This is a genomic window from Leptolyngbya sp. CCNP1308 (assembly GCF_034932455.1).
Taxonomy (GTDB): Bacteria; Cyanobacteriota; Cyanobacteriia; order Phormidesmidales; family Phormidesmidaceae; genus Nodosilinea.
This window is the reverse complement of record NZ_JAYGIH010000001.1, coordinates 129,477-150,402: the sequence shown is the minus strand read 5'-3', so window position 1 is coordinate 150,402 and position 20,926 is coordinate 129,477. Positions and strand designations below refer to the sequence as shown.

21 protein-coding genes and 1 pseudogene are annotated in these 20,926 nt (G+C 57.8%); 7 read left to right on the top strand and 15 right to left on the bottom strand.

Features of this window, described 5'->3' with window-relative positions; all coding sequences use genetic code 11:
- Window positions 1-12: 12 nt before the first annotated feature.
- The 8 genes and pseudogenes from VB780_RS00630 to VB780_RS00595 all read right to left on the bottom strand — a co-directional run bounded on the left by VB780_RS00630 (window position 13) and on the right by VB780_RS00595 (window position 6,753).
- Window positions 13-246: pseudogene (locus VB780_RS00630) on the bottom strand (DUF2442 domain-containing protein).
- 47 nt (window positions 247-293) lie between these two features.
- Window positions 294-848, bottom strand: coding sequence for a hypothetical protein (locus VB780_RS00625; protein ID WP_323349202.1), 555 nt, complete (start codon window positions 846-848; stop codon window positions 294-296).
- Between the two features lie 400 nt (window positions 849-1,248).
- Entirely contained in the window at window positions 1,249-2,697 is a 1,449-nt protein-coding gene (locus VB780_RS00620; RefSeq protein ID WP_323349201.1) for a ferredoxin:protochlorophyllide reductase (ATP-dependent) subunit N, read from the bottom strand.
- A gap of 27 nt (window positions 2,698-2,724) precedes the next feature.
- On the bottom strand, window positions 2,725-3,156 hold the full coding sequence (locus VB780_RS00615) for a DUF5331 domain-containing protein (protein ID WP_323349200.1): 432 nt from the start codon (window positions 3,154-3,156) through the stop codon (window positions 2,725-2,727).
- 154 nt (window positions 3,157-3,310) lie between these two features.
- Window positions 3,311-3,658 carry a DUF5331 domain-containing protein gene (locus tag VB780_RS00610; protein WP_323349199.1) on the bottom strand — a complete coding sequence of 116 codons (348 nt, stop codon included), beginning with the start codon at window positions 3,656-3,658 and terminating at the stop codon, window positions 3,311-3,313.
- A 385-nt stretch (window positions 3,659-4,043) separates the two neighbouring features.
- Entirely contained in the window at window positions 4,044-4,925 is an 882-nt protein-coding gene (gene bchL, locus VB780_RS00605) for a ferredoxin:protochlorophyllide reductase (ATP-dependent) iron-sulfur ATP-binding protein (protein WP_323349198.1), read from the bottom strand.
- Window positions 4,926-5,594: 669 nt separating this feature from the next.
- A complete protein-coding gene (locus VB780_RS00600; RefSeq protein WP_323349197.1) occupies window positions 5,595-6,089 on the bottom strand; it encodes a DUF29 domain-containing protein in 495 nt (164 codons plus the stop codon).
- 61 nt (window positions 6,090-6,150) lie between these two features.
- Complete coding sequence (locus VB780_RS00595) at window positions 6,151-6,753, bottom strand: alpha/beta hydrolase (protein WP_323349196.1); 603 nt, start codon at window positions 6,751-6,753, stop codon at window positions 6,151-6,153.
- 70 nt (window positions 6,754-6,823) lie between these two features.
- Between VB780_RS00595 and VB780_RS00590 the strand changes: the two genes are divergently transcribed.
- Window positions 6,824-7,648: a nucleotidyltransferase family protein gene (locus VB780_RS00590; protein WP_323349195.1), complete on the top strand. Its 825-nt coding sequence runs from the start codon at window positions 6,824-6,826 to the stop codon at window positions 7,646-7,648.
- Between the two features lie 29 nt (window positions 7,649-7,677).
- On the opposite strand, the gene VB780_RS00585 is transcribed toward VB780_RS00590, so the two are convergent.
- From VB780_RS00585 to VB780_RS00575, 3 genes are all read right to left on the bottom strand, one after another.
- Complete coding sequence (locus VB780_RS00585; protein WP_323349194.1) at window positions 7,678-8,046, bottom strand: DUF760 domain-containing protein; 369 nt, start codon at window positions 8,044-8,046, stop codon at window positions 7,678-7,680.
- A gap of 260 nt (window positions 8,047-8,306) precedes the next feature.
- A complete protein-coding gene (gene scpB, locus VB780_RS00580; protein ID WP_323349193.1) occupies window positions 8,307-8,876 on the bottom strand; it encodes an SMC-Scp complex subunit ScpB in 570 nt (189 codons plus the stop codon).
- Window positions 8,877-9,213: 337 nt separating this feature from the next.
- Window positions 9,214-10,065 carry an ABC transporter ATP-binding protein gene (locus VB780_RS00575; RefSeq protein ID WP_323349192.1) on the bottom strand — a complete coding sequence of 284 codons (852 nt, stop codon included), beginning with the start codon at window positions 10,063-10,065 and terminating at the stop codon, window positions 9,214-9,216.
- 167 nt (window positions 10,066-10,232) lie between these two features.
- Between VB780_RS00575 and VB780_RS00570 the strand changes: the two genes are divergently transcribed.
- Window positions 10,233-10,559, top strand: a complete 327-nt coding sequence (locus tag VB780_RS00570) for a hypothetical protein (RefSeq protein WP_323349191.1) — start codon at window positions 10,233-10,235, stop codon at window positions 10,557-10,559.
- A gap of 364 nt (window positions 10,560-10,923) precedes the next feature.
- Here the strand turns inward: VB780_RS00570 and VB780_RS00565 are convergent, their stop codons facing one another.
- Entirely contained in the window at window positions 10,924-12,777 is a 1,854-nt protein-coding gene (locus VB780_RS00565) for a tetratricopeptide repeat protein (protein ID WP_323349190.1), read from the bottom strand.
- A gap of 159 nt (window positions 12,778-12,936) precedes the next feature.
- Between VB780_RS00565 and tilS the strand changes: the two genes are divergently transcribed.
- Both tilS and VB780_RS00555 read left to right on the top strand, forming a co-directional pair.
- Window positions 12,937-13,962, top strand: coding sequence for a tRNA lysidine(34) synthetase TilS (gene tilS, locus VB780_RS00560; protein ID WP_323349189.1), 1,026 nt, complete (start codon window positions 12,937-12,939; stop codon window positions 13,960-13,962).
- Between the two features lie 71 nt (window positions 13,963-14,033).
- Window positions 14,034-15,035, top strand: a complete 1,002-nt coding sequence (locus VB780_RS00555) for a hypothetical protein (RefSeq protein WP_323349188.1) — start codon at window positions 14,034-14,036, stop codon at window positions 15,033-15,035.
- Window positions 15,036-15,123: 88 nt separating this feature from the next.
- Here the strand turns inward: VB780_RS00555 and VB780_RS00550 are convergent, their stop codons facing one another.
- Complete coding sequence (locus VB780_RS00550) at window positions 15,124-15,435, bottom strand: DUF6679 family protein (protein WP_323349187.1); 312 nt, start codon at window positions 15,433-15,435, stop codon at window positions 15,124-15,126.
- 342 nt (window positions 15,436-15,777) lie between these two features.
- Between VB780_RS00550 and VB780_RS00545 the strand changes: the two genes are divergently transcribed.
- Window positions 15,778-16,527: a creatininase family protein gene (locus VB780_RS00545; protein ID WP_323349186.1), complete on the top strand. Its 750-nt coding sequence runs from the start codon at window positions 15,778-15,780 to the stop codon at window positions 16,525-16,527.
- A 185-nt stretch (window positions 16,528-16,712) separates the two neighbouring features.
- On the opposite strand, the gene VB780_RS00540 is transcribed toward VB780_RS00545, so the two are convergent.
- A complete protein-coding gene (locus VB780_RS00540; protein WP_323349185.1) occupies window positions 16,713-17,267 on the bottom strand; it encodes a DUF2267 domain-containing protein in 555 nt (184 codons plus the stop codon).
- 185 nt (window positions 17,268-17,452) lie between these two features.
- Window positions 17,453-18,208 carry an ABC transporter substrate-binding protein gene (locus tag VB780_RS00535; protein WP_323349184.1) on the bottom strand — a complete coding sequence of 252 codons (756 nt, stop codon included), beginning with the start codon at window positions 18,206-18,208 and terminating at the stop codon, window positions 17,453-17,455.
- 202 nt (window positions 18,209-18,410) lie between these two features.
- On the opposite strand from VB780_RS00535, the gene VB780_RS00530 reads away from it, so the two are divergent.
- Window positions 18,411-19,310: a phytanoyl-CoA dioxygenase family protein gene (locus VB780_RS00530; protein ID WP_323349183.1), complete on the top strand. Its 900-nt coding sequence runs from the start codon at window positions 18,411-18,413 to the stop codon at window positions 19,308-19,310.
- A gap of 134 nt (window positions 19,311-19,444) precedes the next feature.
- Window positions 19,445-20,866, top strand: coding sequence for an acyl-CoA dehydrogenase family protein (locus tag VB780_RS00525; RefSeq protein WP_323349182.1), 1,422 nt, complete (start codon window positions 19,445-19,447; stop codon window positions 20,864-20,866).
- Window positions 20,867-20,926: the final 60 nt, after the last annotated feature.

Sequence of the window (20,926 nt, the reverse complement as noted above, 5' to 3'; positions counted from 1 at the left end):
GAATTGCGGCTCCTAACGTGCTCTTGCTTCTGGGGCAGGTGCGCCGTGTAGCATTCCCTCGGTGCTCAGGTCTTCGTCCAGAGCTTCCCAGCGGATGCCGTAGCCGCCGCCGCAGGTTTCCCACCGGGCGAGTTATTCTGGCGATGCATTCAGCAGTCGCGGATACCAAACCAACGGCACTGCGATCGAGCGACCATCCATCAGATCGACGCTGATGGTGTCTTCTGTAAAGCGAACATCCTTCACCCGCTCCTTTAAAGGATTGGATTCCACAAATCTTATTGGCATATGTTCTAGGGTTTTTTCGGAATATCTTCTAAGAACAACCATCTTTTCTGCTCAGGCATCTCAAGTGCCAACGTAAAAAATGTCAGCCTGACAACAACTATGTTGAATGCTCTTAAAAGATATTTTCGTCTTGGAATCCGGAGATCATGCTTGCCAACATACGGTATGCAGCTGGGATCCCAACTGGAAATATCAAAGAAAATGTCATGTGAAAACTTATTTCTCAATCCATTAATTGCTTGCAGAGACTCGAAGAAATTTGTATCTAAAGCACCTTTTTTATGGATTGCATTTAGCTTTCGACTAAAAGACTCAAATTCCTTTTTCGATAATTCTATTGATTCTTCTTGAATTATTCTTCCTAGAATATAATCAAAGTACAAGTGGCCTGTAATTACCAAAAGTCTTGGCTCACTAACAGCTACCACATCTTTGATTAGGTTTGTCGTCAAAGACTTACTCTGCTTTGGCAAAAAATCCTGTACTTGAGTTTCGACGAGAGAAGGTAGTTCAGGAAGAGCTACACTTTTCAGGATTCTAAACAAATCGTCTGCCTGCATTGACATTCTGTTTGGCTATGCATTTCACATAATTTAATCTAAGCAACTTTAATTCAAGCCTGCCCAGGACGTGGAAGATTACGGGTTCATTATGAGCACGACTACCAAACCCCCTTAGTGGTGCAGAAAAATCCTGAAATCCTTATGGGTAAAGGATTCTCGCTGAGACAGCAGATTTGGGATTTCTTAGGAGATCAAACGAAGGCAATTGGTTTTAGAGGCTATTTTGATCGCCTGGGCCGTCCATCATGAGACTCAAAAAAGCTTTCTGCACCACTAAGCTAAACTCCTTAATTTCTATTCAACAATTGGCTATATCTTCAAGTCGTGCAGTACCTTGGCAGCTACCAAAAAAGCCGGGTTCCTTCGAGAAACCCGGCTTCTAGTCTTACTTTCCGCCCTAAACCTTCGCTTCTTCTTTAACCAGCTTCTCCCAGCCGAGGTCTTTGAGGTTGTTGTTGCGGCGCAGGGGGCGCGTCACCAGCTCTAGAATGTCGCGGGTGTTGCCAAAGCCGTGGATTTGGGCGAAGGTAAACTCCACCGACCACTTGGTGCTAATGCCGCGCGCTTCCAGCGGGTTGGCGTGGGCCATGCCCGTAATCACCAAATCCGGATGCAGTTCTTGAATGCGCTGGATCTGGTTGTAGTTGTCGGGCTTTTCGGTGATTTTGGGCAGCGGGGTGCCCATTTCGTTGCAGGTTTTCTCTAGCAGAGCCAGCTCCGCTGCCTGGTAGCGCTTATCCATGTAGGGGATGCCGATTTCTTGCACCGTCATGCCGCAGCGGGTGAGAAAGCGGGCTAGAGAGATCTCCAGCAGGTTGTCTCCCATGAAGTAGACCGACTTGCCGCGAATAATTTCTAGATAGTCTTCGACCGACTCCCAAATTTTGGCTTCGCGCTCTTCCATACCCTGAGGCTCGATGTTGAAGACCGAGCAGATTTTCTCAATCCAAGCGCGGGTGCCGTCCGGGCCGATGGGGAAGGGAGCGCCGATTAGCTTGCACTTGCGGCGGCGCATCAGCGTGGTGGCTGTGCGCGAGAGGAAGGGGTTGATGCCGGCCACGTAGTAGCCTTCATCCACGGTAGGCAGGTCGGTGTAGAGCTTGGCGGGCAGCCAGCCATCGACCTTGATGCCCTGTTTTTTTAGCTCCAGGGTCATTTGGGTGACGATGGGGTCGGGCACCGAGCCAAACAGCACCAGGGGCGGGTGGTCGTGGTATTCGCTTTCTTCAGCTACTACCACCTCGTCTTCTTTCTTGCGGCCCAGGCCCAACAGCTTTTGAATGCCGCCAGATTTGGCTTCTTCTTTAGGTTCGACCTTGGGGGCAGCGGGCTGCTTGGCGGCAGCTTCTTCCTCGGTGGGGCAGCGCTGGGCCATGGCGGCCAGCACGGTGTCTTCGCCCTGGGTAAAGGCGTAGTCGAGACCGTTGGCGCGGGCTACCACGATGGGGATGCCGATTTCGGCCTCCAAGCGGGGGGCCAGCCCTTCGAGATCCATTTTGATGATCTCGGTGGTGCAGGTGCCAATCCAGACGATGACGGAGGGGTTGCGATCGCGCTTAATGCTCTCACACAGTCTTTTCAGCTCCTCATAGTCATTGAGCTGGGCCGAGATATCGGCCTCCTCTAGCTCGGCCATGGCGTAGCGGGGCTCGGCAAAGATCATCACCCCCATAGCGTTCTGCAAAAAGTAGCCGCAGGTCTTGGTGCCAATTACCAAGAAAAAGCTGTCTTCGATTTTTTGGTACAGCCACGCCACGCAGCTAATCGGGCAAAAGGTGTGGTAATTGCCGGTATCGCAGTCAAATTCTAGCGCGGAGGGTTGGGGTTGAGCTGGGGCCACGGTCATTGTCGGGGTATCTCCCTAGTGAAGGACTTAGGTCCTGGGCCTATCAATCTCCCTGCCGCCTGCACCAGAGCAGGCTTCTTCGTCGTAGGCGGGGGAGAGCGGTGGCGGAGCGTCGATGGTAATCGCCTCTGATGCGGCCAGAGAAACCTCCGACTGAGCGCTGCTGGGCAACATCTTGTGGGCCTTTTCTAGCGACTCTAGCTCCTTCACCGGGCTGATATCTAAACCCAGGGCAGAAATAATGCGATCGGGGTTGCTGCTTAAATCCACCACCAGGGGGAGCAGGTTGGTCAAGTCAGGCTCTAGGGTGGCCAATGCCCCCAAAATAAAGCCCGACGAGGGCCGCCGCTGCCCGTTACTGGTTACCCATATACCCAATTTGTCGATCCACTCGCGGTTGTCTCGGTAGTAGGTCAACCACTTGATTTTGAGCGATCGCCGCAGTTGTTTGCTGTTCACAGATGCCTCGGGCGGGGTTCGCCAACCTCATGTCCAGAGATTGATTAAACCAGAAAAGCGCTACCGTCCGAGTCTATCTTTTAGCCGTCTCCCAGCCCAGAAGTGGAGGGTTGCCGGTTAGAAATGGCAGTTCCTGGTCTGGTCTGGATGGGGGCTACATGTCGGGCGAGTCAGGCAAAAGCGGCTGGTCGTCATTGGCCTCGATGGTTTGAGTATGGTCGGGGTTATCTAGAACCATCTCGGGGTCAAAGTTGAGCCCCAACACCTCTACCAGCGCGTCCTCGTCAGGGTTGAGCTTGTAGAAGGGCACCATCAGGTTCGACAGCTTGGGCTCTAGGGCGTTGACCACCCCCAACACCAAAAAGGAGGAGGGCCGGCGACCCCCATCGGGGGTACGTACCGAGGTCTGCTGCATTTGCAGCGTCAGCCAGGCCCGGTTTGACTGCACGTAGTCCAACCATTTTTGGCGAATGACTTGGGTAAAGTTCTCGAAAAAGGCCATAATCCTGACTCTTTGCTAAATCGCCTATAGGTAGCCGCCAGACGGCTGCGTACCGATGATAATGCAGCGCTTCAAGATTAGAACTCAATCGAGGGGGATTTTTGCAGCAATAGAATTGAATTGTTTTTGAGCCTGCACAACACCATCCCTGACGTCATGCGATCTCGTCGAACATCACCTCCTTAAAGTGTCGATTCCCCTCTCAAACAGGGGCAGTAAACCGAGGTCTTGCGAGCCCCCTTTCTAAGGGGGCAGCGAAGCGGGGGATCAAAGCTCGGCATAAGAGACGCTCTATAATGGAATCCTTTATGTATCCAACGTCTTGGCAGCTAGACTGCTCGGTGGCGATCCCCCCCAGCCCCCCTTAAAAAGGGGGGAGTGGATTCTAAACCATCATCAGATCCATCTCGTCGACTTCCTGCTTCGGTGCGTCCGCAGGCGGGTTCAGATAGAAGTCAGACAGCAGGCTAAACAGATCGCGATCGGGGGTTTCGCTGGGCACCACGCCCTCAGGCCGGGCGAGAATCTGGTCAGCGATATTCAGGTAGTACTGGCACACCGGCTCCAGGGCGGGGTCGGTCTCGGCCATCTCAAACACCGTCTTGCCCTTGACGCGAGAAATCCGGATGTCTTCGATCAGCGGCAAGATCTCCAGCACCGGCATGGGCACCGACTCAATGTATTTATCGATCAGGTCACGCTTCGAGGTGCGATTGCCAATTAGCCCCGCCAGACGCAGAGGGTGGGTGCGGGCTTTCTCACGCACCGAGGCAGCGATGCGGTTGGCGGCAAACAGCGCGTCGAAGCCGTTGTCGGTGACGATCAGGCAGTAGTCAGAATAGTTCAGCGGGGCCGCAAAGCCGCCGCAGACCACGTCGCCCAGCACGTCAAAGAGAATCACATCGTACTCGTCGAAGGCGTTGAGTTCTTTCAGCAGCTTGACGGTTTCGCCGACTACGTAGCCGCCGCAGCCCGCGCCCGCCGGGGGGCCACCCGCTTCCACGCAGTGCACGCCGCCGTAGCCTTTATAGATCACATCCTCGGCCCACACGTCTTCGTAGTGGAAGTCTTTTTCTTGCAGGGTGTCGATGATGGTGGGAATCAGAAACCCGGTGAGGGTAAAGGTGCTGTCGTGCTTGGGGTCGCAGCCAATCTGCAAGACTTTGCGGCCCCGCTTGGCCAGGGCCACCGAGATATTGCAGCTGGTGGTGGACTTACCAATGCCCCCTTTCCCGTACACAGAAAGCTTTAAAGTCTGGTGATCCATAGGGGAAGATACTCGTCTAAGGCGGATAGAGCCAAACCCAAGTCCAGGGGCGATCGCATAGGTCGCAGCCGCTGGACTTGAATCGAGCTTGTCAACAAACAGGGTCTACGCAGTTGCCTACGCGGCCCAAGGTGTTTCGGCTGTTTGGATTATGGCGATACCGCCTGGGGATTGGGAAGGGGCATCGAAAATGGAGCGGCCCGAAAACCAGAATAAAAAGCTTCTGAATTGACCCAAAGACCAACAAGGCCACCAAATAGGCTACTGAGGATTCTCAGCAGCTAAATATAGATTTTAGGCTCTAGCTTTCTTTAGTTGAGAACAATAGCAAATATGAAAATCTTAAATCTTTTGGGGCAGTGAGTGTTCTGCAACGCCTATCTGTAGGCACCTTTGATCGCTGAGAAGCATTTAGATCGAAGAGATCACCCGCTTGCAGGCAGGCTTTGGCTGGCAAGGGATGCGATCGCCCCCCAAACAGAACCCGGTCTTCGGCCGCCGCGCTTCCTCAACCACCGCCGAGGCTAAACCCCAAGCGATCTTTCTATACATTCGTAAACTTTCTATCTGTGCAACGGAATGTAACGGTTGCTGCATCGAGTGGGGGCATCCTTCACCCAACAATGGCGGCAGCAAGATTAGATTTCCGTAGCGCTGGGTCTACTTGTCCTAAGCAATCAGATCGCTCGGTTCGCCGGGGAAAAAACTAGCATCCAGCAGTTCGGCCAGGCTGTAGGAGCATTGGGAGGGAAATGTGCGGCTGGGCAGGTTGGTTTCGCCCGAGGCGAGTTCAATTCCCTTGAGATAGGCCTTACCTACGGCCTCTGCTAGATAGGGTTTGAGGCTAGGGTTATCGTCTAGCAAGTCAACAATATCTAGCCGCTGAATGCGTAAGGTGGCCAGCCAGATGCGGCTGCGGTTCTGGGGCTGATGCTGCCATTTCAGCAGATGTCCAATCAGCACGCTGAGGCAGTTGCGAAGTTCTTGGCGCTGCTGCTTGCCCAAGGATTCGATTTCGTCAATTAAATTGGGTAGGTCAAGCTGGCTCCAAGCCCCATGGCGAAGCAGCTCTGCTTGGGCCTGAGTCCAGGCGTAGAAGTCTTCGGCGTAGAGATTGCCGACAGCCGCAGTCTGACCTGTAGGAGTTGAGTCGATTTTAGACATAAACCTAGGGCAGGCAGCGTTGCCACCATTCTAGGCTGCTCTCTGAATCAGGAGAAGAGCACTACTTGCCTAAGAGGATTGAAGCTAAGTCGCCAAAGCGCTCGAAGTCGATTTGAGAGGCGATTTGCATTACCCGCCGCCCATCGACCTGTAGCGTGGTTGCCTCAATGGTGCGGAGCACGTCGATCAGCGTTAGCTGGCCCGTGGCGGCGGTATCTAAAACCGCGTTGCGCAGCAGCTCCCAGCCGGGGTTGTCGTTGTCAGAGAAGGTGACGGTCGTGGCCAGCAGCCGCCAGAGAAACTGACCGGCAAAGGTATCAGACATGTCTCGCAGGGTGTCTACCTCAACCAGCACATTCTGAGTGAGCGCCTGGCGGGCTTGCTCTTCCTCGATACGCAGCACGTTGAGCAGCAGTTGCAGGTCGCGGCTGGGAACGCCTGTGGTAGCGAACGACTCTAGATCGCTGACTGAAATGGGCGGCGCTTCTAACGAGCCATAGGTGATTTGAATGTCTTCTGCGGCGCTGGCCTGGGGTGCGGCTACGGCCAGCCCCGTCAACGAAGTCGCCACTAGCGCCAGCGCAGCGGTGCTGTGCCCTAGGCGCTGGCCTACAGCTAAGGAGAGTGAAGACAGTTGATCTGCAGCCTGCCAGAATTGGTGCATAGTGCTTTGCTCCCGCCTACTCCAGAGATAATTAAGGACGACTGACTCGCTTTCAAGGTTCCCGTTGCCGATGTCTAAGCCGCTACCCATCATTGGTTTAATTCCTGCCGCTGGCCAGGGCACGCGCATTGCACCCCTGCCCATGAGCAAAGAACTATTTCCCATCGGTTTTCGTATGGTAACGAGTCAGGGGGGGCCTCGACCTAAGCTGGTGTGCCACTATTTGCTGGAGAAGATGCAGCGGGCCGGGGCAGACCAGGCGTTTTTTATTCTGCGGCCCGGCAAGTGGGATATCCCTAACTTTTTGGGCGATGGGGCCGATTTGGGCCTGCATCTGGGCTACTTGACGGTGCATGTGCCCTTTGGGGTGCCCTTTAGCCTCAACCAGGCGTACCCCTTCTTGCGCGGGGCGACGGTGGTGATGGGGTTCCCAGATATTTTGTTTGAGCCAGAGAATGCCTATCGGGTGCTGCTCGAGCGCCTCCACAGTGGCCCAGCGGATGTAGTACTGGGGCTGTTCCCTACCGATCAGCCGGAGCGGGTGGGGGTGGTGGATTTTGACGAGAGCGGCGTGGTGCGGGGCATTTACGAGAAGTCGGGGCTAACGCATTTGCCCTATATGTGGGCGATCGCCGCCTGGCGACCCAGCTTCTCAGACTTTTTGCACGGGTTTGTGGGCGATCGCCAGCAGGCTCTAATTGGCGACCAAATTCCCCAGCACTTAACGATGCTGCCGCCGTACCAAGAAACCCCCATTGGCGATGTCATGCAGGCGGCGCTGGAGTCGGGTTTGCGCATAGAAGCCCAGCCCTTTGCCGAGGGCAGCTATCTGGATATTGGTACTCCAGAAAACCTAGCCAAAGCAATTCAGCAGCACTCGTTTCCGGCGGGTTAACGATCGCCCAAGGAGCGTTTCAGCCTTAGCTAATCGTCGAAGTCGAGGTCGTCGGGGCCAAAGTCGGCCCCAAAGAGAGAGCCTGAGACAGTGTGCTCTAGCTCCATGCGCTGCTCCATCTGGCGGAGGAAGTAGCCGGTCATCATGGCGGAGGCCAGCAGCCCGGCGAGGTTTTCGCGATCGGTGGTGACCTGGACGTTAAAGCCTTCGCTGGGCAGCACGCCGACTAGCCCCTGCACGTTGTGGGCAATAATCTGCTTGATTTCACCGCTCACCGCTTGGGCCACCCGAGACAGCACCTCTGGGGACTGGTGCTGGAGATATTTAAGCAACTCATTGGGGTGGTCGCCATTGGCGGACATGCTGATAAATTCAGCGTCTTCAGGGTTAAATACCATAGAATCTCAAAGACCTTTGGTCACAACGTAGGCGGCGGCGAGTACCAATATTGGGGTGATTGGATCTGACGTAATCAATGCAACCCCTGGCCTGCCTTTACCTACTAATATTCCCGATGATAGCGTAACGAATCATGTATATTGCGTCAGCCCGATCGCCTGGGGTTAGGCTAGCGGGCTCAAACCCAGGCTAGGAGTGGGCTGAGCGCATGCGCCTCGATTTCTGGCGTTGCAATAGGTCAATGGCAGCGGCGACGGGGTTACGAAGCCTCCTCAATCTCGGGTTCGAAATCGGGTTGCAGGTCGGGTTCATCCTCATCTTCGGCATTGGCTATGGGGGCGGTGGTCGCCCCTTTGGGTCGCAGCTGGGGCAGCTGGTCAATTTCAAAGTGTTGGTAAAACTTGTCGGTCACCTGAACTAGGGACGATCGCCCCTCGGCCTGGCGACGCTTGCGCACAAAGCCCTGGGCAACCAGTTCTGGTACGTGCTGGTAGACGCCGGAGCCGCGCAGATCGACGAGATCGGTCTGGCTGATGGGGCCTTTGAGGGCGATCGCCGCCAGGGTTCGCAGTGCCCCCACCCCCAGATCGATGGGAATCAGCAAATCGACTAAGAACCGATAGCGTTCTTTGAGCTGAAGGCAGTAGCCATCGACGGTTTCGACAATTTCCATCGCGCCGTCGCGGTGGGCGTAATCATTCATAAGCTCGATCAGCCCTTCTTCGATATCTTCGCGATCGCAGCGGGCCAGCTCGGCTAGCTTGCCGATGTCGAGGGGCTGCCCTTTGAGGTACAAAATCGCTTCTATAGTGGTGGCCAGAGTGGACATAGACCATCGCTACTGTAAAACCATCCTTCAGCCTAGCGCCGATTGCTGTAAACGGCTGATTTTGGCTGGGGAAGAGAATTCTCTGTAGGGGCAAACGGCGTTTGCTCTGGCAATTGGGGCCGATTGTGCCAAGCCCAGTGCGGCGCACAATTTGGGTCAAAAGCCAAATTTGCTGCTGGGGCCAATTCGCTGGCCCCAGCCCCCCGTCGAGAAGGACGTTCCGTCGTCTTTCACCTCACGGAAAGGACGGACTGATCATCGGTTTAAACTTCTGTTTTGCAAATTAGCCGGTTGGTCAATCTGGTTTTTCTAAGTTAGCAATGCACCTTCCAAAGCCTCAATCCAGGTTGCGGCCTGTCAACTCGACGAAAATATCCTCTAGGTTGGAGGGGCGGGTCATCATGCCGGTTTTGTCGGGCTGCTGGTCGAGGTGGGCATTGGCGGCGTCAAGGGTGGGAAAAAATTTGTAGTCCCAGCGATCGCCCTTTTGGGTCATGACAATGCCTTCGCCGTGGCGCTGGCGAAAGTCTTGTAGGGTACCGAGCTCAATCAGTTTGCCCTGGTCGAGAATGCCGATGCGATCGCACAAATATTCCACCTCTTCCATGTAGTGGGTGGTGAGCAGCATGGTCATGCCCTGCTGATTGAGGCCGCGAATAATTTCCCAGAGGCGGCGGCGGGTTTGGGGGTCGAGGCCGACGGTGGGCTCGTCGAGAAAGAGAATTTTGGGGTTGTGGAGCAGGGCGCGGGCGATTTGCAGCCGCCGCTTCATGCCGCCAGAGAGGGTTTTGACCTTGTCGTCGCGGCGATCGGCGAGTTCCACATAATCTAGCCAGGTGTCGATGGTGGTGCGCCGCTGGGGATTGGGGATGTGGTGCATGCGCCCGTGGAATTCCATGTTTTCCCAGACGGTCATGTCGCCGTCGACGCTGGTCTGCTGTAGCACCACGCCGATCTGGCGGCGCACATCGAGCTGCTGGCGGTTGACGTCGTAACCTGCGACCACCACATGGCCATCGCTGGGCCGGGTGAGGGTGGTGGCCATGCGAATGGTGGTCGATTTGCCCGCGCCGTTGGGGCCAAGCAGGCCAAAGACTTCCCCAGATTCAATATTGAGGGAGAGGTCGTTGACGACGGCTATGTCGTTGTAGACTTTGTGGACGTTTTGCAGGCAAACCGCAGCGGGCATGGCAAGGGGCAGGCTCCAGAGCTAAGTCACCGCGACCGGATGGCTGGGCCTGGGTCGTCTGTAACTTATTGTTAATAGTTCTACGGTATCACCCATTCACAGCAATTCCCACGCTGGCTAGGATGGCTTGATAAGGTGATCGCAAATCCAAAATCCAAAATTGCCCCATGCGCGCCCACATTGACCACAGCATTCTCTACCTGCACCAAGATGATGTGCCGGCCTACAAGAAGTCGGGTTCGGTGGTGCGCAACAGCTATTTTTGGGCGCTCAGGTCGATCGCCGACCGGGCGGGGTTTAACCACGACTGGGAGTTTGCCGATGTGGTGTGGCCAGCGCTGGGGCGAATGTTGACCTCATTTATGGAGTCGGGGTATTTGGGCTATCGGGAGACGGTGCTGGAGTTTACTGACGATGTGGCAATTCCCGATGCCCTGCGCCCCGTTGGCACCTGGATCGCTGCCGATGAATACGCTGATGAAGAGCAATCGTAGGGTGCCATCCGCGCAGCGATGCACCATCCCGCCGTAGGGGTGAACTGCCGTTCGCCCGGGCCAAGGTCTATGGCTCACATTAACCGCGGTAGACGAGGATTACGAGATCAAAGCCAAACGTACCGCTGGGGGCGTTTCGATTGCCCCCAGGCCCCCTCGACCAGGGCCGTTCCGCCGCCCTGGACCCAACGGAAAGGATTGGCTGATCATCGGTTTAAACCTATGTTCTGCGAACGGGCCTGTAGACAACACTCACCCCCCTCACTTTCGCCGCCTTCCTGCCACAACTCAAAACTCAAAACTTCCCCATCTCCCTCACCTTCCCCATCTCCCTCACCTTCCCCATCTCCCCACTCCCTACTCCCTACTCCAGAGACTCCCTATAGCGAGCTAAAAGCGGCTGCAAAAAGTCATAGCCATCTACGCCGATGACGGCTAGGAACTGGCGGCGGTGGTCGGCAAGAATGTTCTCGAAGGTGTCGGGGCCGAGTTGGCCGTACAGGATACTCAGCAGGGCGGCGGGCTGTCGCCATTCGGGGGAGTCGATCTGGTGGAGCAGGTACATGGCCAGGCAGCCGGTGAGGACAGCTTGTTCGAGGTTGCCGTCGCCCTGGTAGGCGGCGGCGAGGTTGGCGAAGTTAGAGGCCATGAGAAAGCGATCGCCGATCGCCTGGGCCACCTGTAGCCCCTGCTGGAGGGACGCGATCGCGGCTCTGTACTGGCCGAGTTTGAGTTGGGCGATGCCGAGGCTGTTGGCGCAGAGGGCCTGGCTGGGGCGATCGCCCACCTGTTCTGACAGCGCCAGCCCCTGTTCTAGGTAGCTGAGCACGGTTTCGTACTGTTCGGCCTCTAGCAGTTGGGACTGGCCTTGGGCGACCTGGCTGTAGCCGAGGTTGGCGAGGGCGTTGGCCTGGCCGATGCGATCGCCGCTCTGGCGAGCCAAAATTAGCGCCCGCTGGCTGTGGCCCTGGGCAGCGTCAAAGTCTTGCTGCGCAACGCAGGTGCGGCTGAGGTGATTGAGGCTGGCGATTTCGCAGGGCGCATCTTGGGCCTCGCGGGCCACCTCTAGGGCCTGCTGGTGAAAGCGCTGGGCCTGGCTGTAGTTGCCCAGCGCCCGCTGAGAGTAGCCCAGTAAGGTGAGAATGCGGGCTTTGACCGCCGTGTTGGGCACGGCCTGCAGGGGCTGATCGAGGTATTCCAGCAGGGCGCGGAGGGGTTCCCCAGAGAGGGCGGTAAACAGGCCGCCATAGAGGGGAAAATAGCTCTGGTTGGCAAACTGCCTCAGGCCTTGGAGTGCCAGCTGAAACGAGCCCATCGACAGAATGCGCTGGCCCTGCTGACCCAGGTGGTTGGAAATTTGGCCCCAGACCACGGCAAAGGTGAGAAAGGTGGCGATCGACAGCCGCTTGCCGGATTGAGGGTCGTAGGGTTGGCGATCGAACCAGTTCACCAGAGCTAGCTGGAGGCGCTGCAAAACTACCCCCCAGGCGACCCAGTCAGCCACGGCGAGAGGCGTGGGGACGCCAGCAGCCGTCACGGTTTGGTGCTGAGCCAGATCGGTAAACAGGCGTTTTAGGGCCAGATTACTAACGATTTTTTCCCAGTGCTGCCAGGGGCCAGACTGCTGGCCCGGCTCGCTAAACCCTAGCTGCTGACCCTGGGCATAGATCCAGCCGACAATATCGCCTTCGAGCTGCTGCCAGGCGGCTAGCCCTTGGTCTAGCCCATCGGCCAGGGTGGCTAGGGCCGGAGCGGCCTCAGTCGCCGGATCAGCGTCGGACGGAACCGGAGCCTGTTTGAGCGCCCGCACGAGTTGCACCAACTGTTCCCGAGAGAGGGCCTGATCGCGGTTGGGGTCGAGGGCAGCGAGGAGGCGAGACAACCGGTCTGCGGACGGCGCATTGAGAATCTCGGATTCTATGCCGGTGAGCACCGCTGTAGCCTGGTTGTCCGCCTGCCAGCGCTCCCACTCGCCCTGAATAGTGCGGAGGGCACGCTGCTTGCGCAGGGCTTTGGCCTGCTTGAGTTCGTCATCGCCGGGGGCTAAGTCGGGTTCCAGGGCAGCTAGGGTGGTGGCTAAGGCCCGCTCAAACAGTTCGCCACCGCCCGGCTCAATGCCCGCTTGCAGCATGCGGTAGACCTGCTGTTTTGACTGAATTTTGCCCTTAAGAATAGCGGCAACTATGTCATCAATCAGGGCTTGGTACGGTTGAGCCATAGGTCGCCATGCCGTTTAGAACTGCGGAGAAGAAGCGGTTGCCCAAGTGTGCCACAGATTTTTCTGAGATTCAGCCCGGTGGCGGCGGAGTCTTGGGGGTCAAAGCTCAGCGAAATTCTAGGGTAAGGTAGCCTGGGAAGAACACGTTTCCCTTGATCTATGGGCCTTTCATCTATGGGAGGGGTGCCCTGGAGCACGACCCACGCCGGGGTGCATCGGCTGCTCAAAATTCGTCCGCTGCTGCCTCAGGGGGCGACAGGGTTGTTGGCAGTATCGGGCGGGCAAGATTCGGTGTGCCTGCTCAAGCTGCTGGTCGATCTGCGGCCCAAGTGGGGCTGGCAGCTGCGGGCGGTGCACTGCGATCATCGTTGGCGGGCCGACTCGGGGGCTAACGCCGATTTTGTGCGGCAGCTGTGTGAGGGTTGGGGGGTCCCCTGCGAGGTAGTCACTGCTGAGGCCGACTGTGCTACCGAGGCCAAAGCCCGGCAGTGGCGCTACCAGGTATTTGAAGAGTTGACCAGTCGAGAACGCTTTACCCATGTGGTGACAGGGCATACGGCGAGCGATCGCACCGAAACCCTGCTCTACAACTTGCTGCGGGGCAGCGGCACCGATGGCCTCCAGGCCCTAGCCTGGCAGCGGCCCCTGTCTCAAGCCAGCCCCATTGTCGTGGTGCGCCCGCTGCTGGGGCTCACCCGCCAGCAGACCGGGGAGTTTTGCCGCCAGTTCGATCTGCCCATCTGGGAAGATGCCACCAACCAGGACACTCGCTACGCCCGCAACCGCATTCGCCTAGAGCTGCTGCCCTACCTACAAGAGCACTTCAACCCTGGGGTAGACGCGACTCTAGCAAATACGGCTGAGCTGCTCACCGCTGAGGTGGAACTGCTGGAGGGGATGGCGGGCGAGTTGTATGGGGCATTAGTTTCCCCACCCGCTGGAAATAGCGAAGGGTGGAAAATTCAGCGATCGCCCCTCAAAACCGCGCCCCTGGCCCTCCAGCGGCGGGTGCTGCGGCGGGTGCTCCAGCAGGTGACCCCAGCCCAGATCAGCTTCGAGCACGTGGAGAAACTCGTCGCCCTTCTCGTCGCCCCCCAGGGCAGCCAGAGCGATCCCTTCCCCGGTGGGATTATTGCCGTGGTAGAGGGCGACTGGCTGGTGCTGAAGCCACTGATGATTCCGTAAGGTCACAGCATGGCATGGTGGAGGTCTTAGAATGGCAGTAGCTCTATGAACCTGTTCGCGTGGGCCAGCCGATGACTTTACCCCCCGCTCTACGCTATCGCCTGGTACGCATTCAATCTATAGGGCGATCGCTCAATCGCCCTATAGTCTGGGGTGGCCTTGGCCTGCTGGGTCTGCTAGCCGTAGCCTTGCCCCAGTACTGGCGCAACCCCGAGTGGCGCAGCCAGTACGATCCAGCGGTGGACAGCGCCACCGTAGACCCCAGCACCAATGTCGGCACGCTATCTAGCGAAGATTTAGCCGACCTGGCCGAAATCGACAATTTAGCCCTGCTGCTCAACCAGCTTCAGCCCACCACCGCCACGGCCTTAGAAGAGTCAGCCCCTTCCCCCAATACCGACTCCCTGGCCCTGCCCACCGCGACAGAAGAAGACCAGCAGACTCCCGCTGGCCCCTTCGCCGCCTACCTAGAGCGCAGTCGCTTCCGGGTCAGCCCGGTAGCTAGTGACCGCGAAACAGACTCCGCCGCCGCGACCTCTATGTTTGGCCAGTCGTCAGCCAGTACCACTGCCCCCTCGCCCGGGGAGCGCCCACCCAGCGCCCTGCAACAGGCTCTCAACCAGCGGTTTGGCGCTGAGGCAGAGCAATCAGCCGAGGCTGCGGCTGAGGAGGATACTCAGGGGGAGGGGGCGATCGCCAATCCAGACGCGCCCCCACCGTGGATGGTCGAAGGCCGCCTGCCTGGGGTAGACCAGCGGTTTATTCGCACCACCCCGCAAATGTCGCCGCCGCCGGGCACCACAGGCTATACCCCGCCGCCGGGGCTATCGCCTACTAGCCCAGCCGCAGTGACCCCAGCGGCCCCAGCAGCACTCAACCTAGACTTTGGAACTCCGACTGCTCCACCCTCGGCAGGAGCGACTGTACAATCCCCCTCTGCCACTCCAAGCAACAGCCTGAACTCTCCACCCCAGCCAGAACCCGCTCCCTTCTCAGCCCCCAGGCCACCCGGCGTCTATACCGGCAATGGCTACATCAACACGTTTTCAAACCCCAGCGGCCCAGCGAATTAAAGAGAAGTGCGGCCCTAAAAAACGAAAGAGGGCAGATAGGCCATTTGCTCGCCCACCCACCCTCTCACCGGCTTTCCGCCAATTTTTCCTAGTCAGCGTTCGACTCGGGGTAGGGGTCGCTGAGTTGCTCAGTCTCTGGGCAATCGTCAGACACGGTAATTTCCACATCGCCTCGGGGAACGGCGGCCAGGCGTTTGGTGACAGCGCCAATGCTCTCTAGTCGCACCATCTCTTCCCAAGAGCAGATTTCGTCTTCTTCTTCGGTTTCGTAGCGGAAGGTGACCAGGTCGCCTTCGATGTCTAAAATCTTGGCCCGCTCAATCCAACGCTGTTGATCCCGTAGAAAAATCCACACATCTTGACCATCACAACAGAGTTGATAGATCTTGCGGTGTAGCATAATTGCGGCTCCTTCACAGGTAACATCAACGCTCATGTCGCTGGGCTAGCGGAGGGGAGCGTTCTCCCAGCTAAGACGGGGTGGCCCTAGGTTTCAGGTTTTGCTCGGCCCCGTGCTGTGCCTTCGCTCCGGCTAAACTACGCGCTAGCAGTCTGGGTAAATGACCAGCAGCTATCAGTCCTAGCTAATCCTGGTTCTGTACCTTAACATTCCCAGAGTCATTCATTCTTCTCATATCAGTGAAGCGGAGCCTGTAGTGTAACAACCCATACGGTCGCTTGCCCACAAGGAGCTGAGGGCGAACGCTATAGTGAGAAATCAGCCCTGTTCCGCGTGTTTCCTATGCTGCTGCACCTCTGCACCTGGCCCGAAGTTGAGGCCTACCTGACTCAGTCGTCGGGCATCATTCTGCCGATTGGCTCTACAGAGCAGCACGGCCCCACTGGCCTGATTGGCACTGACGCCATCTGCGCCGAGGTAGTGGCCAAGGGCGTCGGCGAGGCCGCTAATGCTCTCGTTGGCCCCACCATCAATGTGGGGATGGCGCTGCACCACACGGCATTCCCCGGTTCTATGACCCTGCGCCCCAGTACGCTAATCGCCGTCATTCAGGACTACCTCACACCCCTGGTGCGCCACGGCTTTACCCGGTTCTTTTTCGTCAATGGCCACGGCGGCAACATCGCCACCCTGAAGGCGGCCTTTGCCGAAGCCTACACCGCCCTAGCCCACGATCAAATTCCCCATGCAGATCAGGTGCGCTGCAAGACGGCCAACTGGTTTATGGCCCGATCGGTCTATGCCTTGGCTAAAGAACTCTACGGCGACCAGGAAGGCTCCCACGCCACCCCCAGCGAGGTGGCCCTGACGCAGTACGCCTATCCCGATTTCATCAAGCAGGCACCGCTGGATCCCCAGGTGGCACCCTCGGGCCACGCCATCTACAGCCCCACCGATTTTCGCCTGCGCTACCCCGATGGTCGCATGGGCTCTAACCCGGCCCTGGCCACCCCCGAGCACGGCCAGCGGCTCTACGAAGCGGCGGTGAAGGAACTCACCAGCGATTACCTCGCGTTTTTGGCGGCAGAGTAGGACTGACGAGTAGAACCCCATAGGAAAAAGCCCAGGTGTATCACGCACCTAGGCTCAGTGTGAGGACGAATTGGCGGTATTGCTAGATCAGGTATGAATCAAAACTGCAATATCTCTTGTAGGGGCAAACGGCCGTTTGCCCCTACCCAAGTTCATGCTTCAACTTAGCAACACCAATTTTTCTGCTATGCCTGGCCCCAAAGTTCTCGAACACCCGCTTCGGGAAGCCAAGTCGCAATCTCCTGAATGCGCTCTTCGGAAAGCTCGGCTTTAGTCGCCGAAAATACGGCTTTCACGGCTTGCTTGCAGGCTGTTTCTCGGTCTTCGAGCGTTTTCTCTAGCCCACCTTCGTTAGCGGCCCGAAAGAAGAAGCGATCGGAGTCGATCTTGAAAATGCCGGGGCCTTGCCAGGGCGGACGTACCCGGCTCAAAAATCCCACCAGGGGATTTGTATCTTTCCACAGTTCAGTCACTTCCAGTTGCAGGGTTTTGTCTTCGGTCGGCATCACCTCTTCGTGCAGCTCATCGGCAACCCGATCGGCAGCCTCAGTAGTCATCAAATCGCGCATGATGCGAAAGACCACTTCGGTGAAGTCTCTGGCTTCGTAGGGGTCAGAAAACCTGCCTTCGACCATAACTTTTTCTAGAAATGACCGATCTTTATCGGCAATGGCGGCTCTGGAGTTCCCCTCCGTTGGCCGCGCTGTCGATACGCTTTTTCCTACGGTGCTATCTACCATTTTGTCTCCTTTACTGATTGGACAGGCATGTTGTCTTGAGTAAAGGTTACGAAATGTTAACCAATCACACGTCCCTCATAGGTTCAGGGGTAAGTCGGTCAGAAGGTAGAGGTTTGGGCAATGGGGTTGGGTCTTGAGCAAATTCAGCGCAGGGTGCCGCTGATTTCTCTCGGTGCTATAAGGGTTTACGCAAAGGGAAACGGTTTCCACGGAATCCATTCGGCCCAGAGTTTGGCCAGGGTGCCATCGGCGATCGCGGCGGCGATCGCAGCATTGAGCGTGGCATTGAGCGTGGGGTTGGTTTTGGCGGTGGCGATCGCAAAGGGCACCCGCGTCGGCAGACTAAAGGCCATCTCCAGCGAGTCATCTTCTTCGGCGGCGACCACCAGCACCAGTTCATCGTCAATCAGCGCGTCGATTTCACCAGCCCGCAGGGCCGCCAGCATTTCGGGCAGCACCTGGTCGCTGCCGGGGTAGGGCACCGCCGTTGCGCCGGGGAATCCCTCCACTAGGGCAATGTTGGTGCTGTCGGCCAGACCGCCTACCCGCTTGCCTGCTAGGTCATTCACGGACGTGATCGCGCTGCCCTTTTTCACCAAAACGGATTCGTCAAACAGACCGTAGGGCTGGGTGAAATCGACCACCTGCAAACGTTCGGGGGTGATCGCCTGATTGAACCAGACAGCATCGTACCGGCCCGTAGCCAGGCAGGTGTAGAACTCGGCCATGGGCAGGTTGTGCCAAATGGGGGTCAGCCCCAGGGATTTGCAGATGACTCGGGCCAGCTCGGGCTCATAGCCGGTACGCTGGCCATCGGCAGTCAAAAAGCTCATGGGGCGGGCGTCGAAGTCGCTGGCGGCAATGTTCAAAACGCCGGGTTCAACGGTGAGGCTAGTGAGAGATTCGGTGACAGGTTCAGTTTCGTGTAGTTGGGGACACATAATCTTTGGGGGGAGAACTTATTATGACAAGTACATAGGGCACCTCCGGATTTGTCAACTAAGTTGAGTCAAATTCATCTCAGTAGGTTGCGAGCGCCCCCCTGAAGTCCCGTAGGGCGGGCACGGCCCACCACCGATAAATTCCTGTCAATCAGACTTGCCCTGCTCCCCGTGTTTCCTGCACCCAGAGACTCTGTTTGCAATGGACTATCAACCGATTCAGCTCTCCTCAGCGCAGATTCAGCAGTTTCAAAACGATGGCTTTTTGATTCTGGAGAACTTTCTGCCCGCTGACTTTGCCCAGCGCCTGGCCGACCGCCTAGAGCCCATGTTTCACGGCGAGTTTGAGACGGGCATTTACCCCGATGAGTGGCACTGGCGACCGCGCATGAGCCTGCCCGACATCACCCGCGAAATCTGCAACGGCTGGAAGTGCGATCGCACCATCGCCAGCCTGGTGCTCTCGTCAGAAATTGGCCGCCTCAGCGCCATATTAGCCGGGTGGGAGGGGGCCAGAATTGGCCAAGACAGCCTGTGGATGAAGCCGCCCGGTGCCCAGGCGATCGCCATGCACCAAGACGGCGTCTACATCGACTACCTGGTACCCGCCGAAATGATGACCTGCTGGGTCGCGCTGGATAACGCCACTGCTGCCGATGGCACCCTGGTCTACGCCAAAGGCTCCCACAAGTGGCCCATCTCCAGCGTCGCGGGCGAATTCCATGCCCCCACCAAAGACTACCGTTGGGCCATGCTGCAAGCCGCCGAAAATGCCGGAGCTCCTGAACCGGAGCTGGTCGTCGTCGATGTGCCCGCTGGCGGCTGCGCCTTCCACCACGGGCGCACCTGGCACGGCCTCGGCCCCACCACCCGCACCGAAGGCATGTTCCGCAGCATCGGATTGCACACCATCCCCGCCAGCGCTCAGTTTCACCCCACCAACCCCCAGGGCTACATCTACGGCCGCTACAAGCGCGTCGGCGATACGGAAATGGATGAAAGCTTTTTCCCAATTCTCTGGCGGAACGACGGCTACCGCAGTCCGCACCTGGCGGAGTATTGCGACGATCCGTTATCGCAAGGAGTCCTAACCACCGCTTAGTGCGGCTGGGCGGAGTTCAAAGTTCACGGTTCAAAATGCAAAGTTCAATATGCAAGATTGTCTCCCTATTTTGAATTTTGAATTTTGCACTTCCCCACCCATTCACCCATCACCCCCTACTCCTCCCCACCCCCATGCCTACCAAAACCTGGAACGGAATGCCCTTCACGGGCCTCACCGAAGATTTTGACCCCCAGTGGCTGCTAACGCCCGAGCAGCAGGCGCTTCAGGCCAAGCTGATCGAGCTGTGCGCGGCGGTGCTGCGGCCCAATGCGATCGCATCAGACCGCAACCTCATCTACCCCCGCGAGAATTTCAAAGCCCTGGCTTCCCTGGGGCTGCTGAGCCTGTTTGTGCCCAAAGAATGGGGCGGCCTGGGCGAAAACCACGCCTGCGCCGCCATGGTGGTCGAAACCATCGCCCGCTACGGCTGCCCCAGCACAGCGATGTGCTACACGATGCACCTGGGGGCGGTAGCGGCGGCCCTGTTTCGCGCCCACGACAGCCCGGAACTCCAGAGCCTGCTGAAGCGGTTGGATAGTGAGGTGCTGATCGGCACCCTGTCCTACTCTGACCCAGAGACCGGGTCGCACTTCTGGTATCCCGTGTCGTCTAAGGCTACGGCGACCCCCGACGGCTGGCAAGTGAATAAAAAAGCGTCGTGGACGACCTCGGCGGGGTTTGCCGATTGGTACATTGTGCAGACCACCAGCCCCCACTTCGACGGCAATTTCTCAGACCTCTCCTGTTTTCTCATCTATGCCGACGAGGTGCAGGCCGAACCCCACAAGTGGGATGCCCTAGGCCTGCGCGGCAACCAGTCGGGTACCCTGCTGGTGGATGGGGTGACGGTGCCGCGCGATCGCATGGTTGGTCCCGAGGGCGACGGCACCGCCTCCAACGACGAGATTGTTGACCCCTTCTTTTTGCTCTGCTCGTCGGCCTGCTGGAATGGGATTGCATTGGGGGCGATCGACATTGCCAAGGCCCACGTCACCCGCAAAAAGCACGTGGATGTGGGTATGCGCGTGGCCGACTACCCCACCATTCAAGACTACTTCGGTGAGGCAATCATGGACACCAGCGCCTGCCGCATGTTCACCTTTTCTATGGGCCAGTTGATGGATCAGCTCACCAATGGCTGCGACTGGGCCATTCATGCCGACACCAGCGCCCTGCCCCGCGCCGCCCACCTGCACTGGTACTGGCAGATCAAATTTGAGGCCGCCAAGAATGTGGCCCAGGTGTGCGACAAAATGCTTCACGCCTGCGGCGGCTCTGGCTTTAAAAAGGATATGGAAATCGAGCGCTACCTGCGCGACGGCAAAGCCGGCTGGGTAATGGGGCCAACCAACGAAGTGCTGCGCCAGTTCGTCGGCAAAGCTGCCCTGCTGGGGTTTGATTCCCTCGACTACTGGAACCAGTCTGTGAACGAGCGCGTGCTGCACAACGAGCTCAAGAAGCTCGACCCCGACGAAAAGCGCAAGCTGGCCGAGGCGTTGCTGGCGGATCTGGAGACCGCCGAACAACCCGCCCCCGTTCCCGCTGTTGCGTAGGGTGGGCATTGCCCACCACCCACCCCTGCCACCATCCCCAAATTTCGCCCAGGAAGCCGC

Coding starts and splice junctions, on each gene's coding strand:
- VB780_RS00600 (WP_323349197.1), bottom strand. CDS start 6,089: ATGTCTAAAATCGACTCAACTCCTACAGGTCAGACTGCGGCTGTCGGC.
- VB780_RS00625 (WP_323349202.1), bottom strand. CDS start 848: ATGCAGGCAGACGATTTGTTTAGAATCCTGAAAAGTGTAGCTCTTCCT.
- VB780_RS00525 (WP_323349182.1), top strand. CDS start 19,445: ATGCCTACCAAAACCTGGAACGGAATGCCCTTCACGGGCCTCACCGAA.
- tilS (WP_323349189.1), top strand. CDS start 12,937: ATGGGCCTTTCATCTATGGGAGGGGTGCCCTGGAGCACGACCCACGCC.
- VB780_RS00575 (WP_323349192.1), bottom strand. CDS start 10,065: ATGCCCGCTGCGGTTTGCCTGCAAAACGTCCACAAAGTCTACAACGAC.
- bchL (WP_323349198.1), bottom strand. CDS start 4,925: ATGGATCACCAGACTTTAAAGCTTTCTGTGTACGGGAAAGGGGGCATT.
- VB780_RS00540 (WP_323349185.1), bottom strand. CDS start 17,267: ATGGTAGATAGCACCGTAGGAAAAAGCGTATCGACAGCGCGGCCAACG.
- VB780_RS00565 (WP_323349190.1), bottom strand. CDS start 12,777: ATGGCTCAACCGTACCAAGCCCTGATTGATGACATAGTTGCCGCTATT.
- VB780_RS00555 (WP_323349188.1), top strand. CDS start 14,034: ATGACTTTACCCCCCGCTCTACGCTATCGCCTGGTACGCATTCAATCT.
- scpB (WP_323349193.1), bottom strand. CDS start 8,876: ATGTCCACTCTGGCCACCACTATAGAAGCGATTTTGTACCTCAAAGGG.
- VB780_RS00620 (WP_323349201.1), bottom strand. CDS start 2,697: ATGACCGTGGCCCCAGCTCAACCCCAACCCTCCGCGCTAGAATTTGAC.
- VB780_RS00545 (WP_323349186.1), top strand. CDS start 15,778: ATGCTGCTGCACCTCTGCACCTGGCCCGAAGTTGAGGCCTACCTGACT.
- VB780_RS00595 (WP_323349196.1), bottom strand. CDS start 6,753: ATGCACCAATTCTGGCAGGCTGCAGATCAACTGTCTTCACTCTCCTTA.
- VB780_RS00610 (WP_323349199.1), bottom strand. CDS start 3,658: ATGGCCTTTTTCGAGAACTTTACCCAAGTCATTCGCCAAAAATGGTTG.
- VB780_RS00535 (WP_323349184.1), bottom strand. CDS start 18,208: ATGTGTCCCCAACTACACGAAACTGAACCTGTCACCGAATCTCTCACT.
- VB780_RS00585 (WP_323349194.1), bottom strand. CDS start 8,046: ATGGTATTTAACCCTGAAGACGCTGAATTTATCAGCATGTCCGCCAAT.
- VB780_RS00570 (WP_323349191.1), top strand. CDS start 10,233: ATGCGCGCCCACATTGACCACAGCATTCTCTACCTGCACCAAGATGAT.
- VB780_RS00550 (WP_323349187.1), bottom strand. CDS start 15,435: ATGCTACACCGCAAGATCTATCAACTCTGTTGTGATGGTCAAGATGTG.
- VB780_RS00530 (WP_323349183.1), top strand. CDS start 18,411: ATGGACTATCAACCGATTCAGCTCTCCTCAGCGCAGATTCAGCAGTTT.
- VB780_RS00590 (WP_323349195.1), top strand. CDS start 6,824: ATGTCTAAGCCGCTACCCATCATTGGTTTAATTCCTGCCGCTGGCCAG.